2 protein-coding genes and 1 pseudogene are annotated in these 1,971 nt (G+C 49.0%); all 3 read left to right on the top strand.

Features of this window, described 5'->3' with window-relative positions:
• The coding region (locus F6K49_RS44310; protein WP_293108295.1) for an S-layer family protein at positions 1-790 on the top strand (790 nt) is incomplete at its 5' end.
• 208 nt (positions 791-998) lie between these two features.
• Positions 999-1,136, top strand: a complete 138-nt coding sequence (locus F6K49_RS44305) for a hypothetical protein (RefSeq protein WP_293108292.1) — start codon at positions 999-1,001, stop codon at positions 1,134-1,136.
• Between the two features lie 13 nt (positions 1,137-1,149).
• Positions 1,150-1,971: pseudogene (locus tag F6K49_RS44300) on the top strand (hypothetical protein); the annotation flags it as partial.

The raw sequence follows: 1,971 nt of genomic DNA, 5'->3' as shown, positions 1-1,971 counted from the left end.
AACAGCTAGCACCCTAGGAGGCAATATTACCTTAACCATTGACGAGTTGTTGTTCTTGCGACGGGAGAGTAAAATATCCACTACCGCAGGCACTGCTCAAGCTGGTGGAGACGGCGGCAATATTACGATTGATGCTCCCTTTATCCTAGGCATTCGTCAAGAAAATAGCGACATTACTGCTAATGCTTTTGAAGGCAAAGGCGGCAATATCAACATCACCACCAAAGGTATCATTGGGCTAGAGTTCCGAGAAAAGCTCACCCCCCTCAGTGACATTACCGCTAGCTCTGAGTTTGGTCTAGATGGTACCGTCAACATCAATGCACCTCAAATTGACCCCAGCCGAGGGTTGTCGGAATTGCCAACCGATGTCATTGATGTCTCTCAACTAATTGAAAAAAACCTCTGTGCTGCGGGTGAGGGCAGTGAATTTATTGCCACAGGTCGTGGTGGCTTACCGATTTCTCCCAACGAAACCCTGAGCCCCAATGCTACATGGGACGATTGGCGTATCACTGAGCAACCTCAAACTAGGATCAGAAAACGTCGGTCAAGGTCAAGGCAGCATCAACTACAGACTAACCAACCACAGACCAAGAACCCTAAACCTAAACAAATTGTTGAAGCCCAAGGCTGGGTTATCGCTCCCAACGGGGAAGTAATTCTCACCGCTCATCCAGTCATAGTCACTCCTCAGGGTACGTGGTTACATCAAGTAGACTGTCCTATGCTTCACCAAACCCTTGGGTCGGGAATCGGGAATCGGGAATCGGGAATCGGGAGTCGTTAGAAGCGGTAAATGGGAAGCTTAACAAGGGGGAAGCCAGAGGATAGATCCTCATAAGGGTAGGTTTTTTACTTTGACGTCAGGTGTGGGGTGTGGGGTGTGGGGTGTGGGGTGTGGGGGATAAGAAAGCTGCATAGCTTCTTCGTTGTTTTCCTTTTCCTCTCCCTCTCGGTCGTCCCATGTTTTACCCAAATGTAAAAAACCTACCCCTGTGAGGAGGATAGATCCCCCTCCCGTCCCCCTTAACAAGGGGGAAGCTGTGCGATCGCTTTTCCCTGTTCCCTGTTCCCTGTTCCCTGTTCCCTGTTCCCTGTTCCCTGTTCCCTGTTCCCTGCGCGCAGCGCTATAGATAACTGAGATAAATGAAGCGCCTAATTCAGTTTATTGTGATTACCTTGTTGGGGCTAATCTTAAGCCGTGGTGTACACGCACTACCCTCTGGTTTCCATCAGCCATCAGCCATCAGCCATCAGCACTCAGGCATCAGCCATCAGCACTCAGTAATTAGCGATCAAAACTCAACCCTCAGCAACACCAAGCAGAACCTAACAGTAAGCAGGAGGCAACAGGAAGCAGAACCCACGAAACACTACTTGCTCTTGGAAGCAGGCAAACAATACTACGATGCTGGAAAGTATTCTGATGCCGCACGAGTATTGCAGCAGGCAGCACAAGCTTATCAAGCCACAGGAGATATACTCAACCAAGCCCAAGCCCTGCGTTTGCTGTCCTTAGTGACTCAACAACTTGGGGAATGGGATAAAGCCCAAGCAGCCATTGACTCCAGCTTGTCGTTGCTAGAAACCGTATCTAGGGGGGGTGAGCGAGTATGGGCTCAAGCGTTGAATACTAAAGGGCGTTTGCAATTGCTACAGGGAAATGCTGAAGCTGCCCTGGAAACCTGGAAAGATGCTGAAGTACGGTATGCTAAAGCCAATGATAGCGTTGGTGTGCTTGGTAGCCAGATTAATCAAGCCCAAGCCATGCAATCTTTGGGACTTTACCGTCGAGCCAAGAAGCTACTAACTCAGGTCAGACAAACCTTGCTGGCACAACCGGATTCTGCTGTTAAAGCGATTGGGTTACAAAATCTTGGTAATGTGTTTCGACAAGCAGGGGATTTAGAGCAATCTAAAGATACCTTAACCGACAGTTGGAAAGTTGCACAACTAATACAATCTCCC

The sequence above is a fragment of the Moorena sp. SIO3I6 genome (assembly GCF_010672095.1).
Note: the sequence above shows the minus strand (reverse complement) of the source record. Positions and strands in the feature narration are given on the sequence as shown.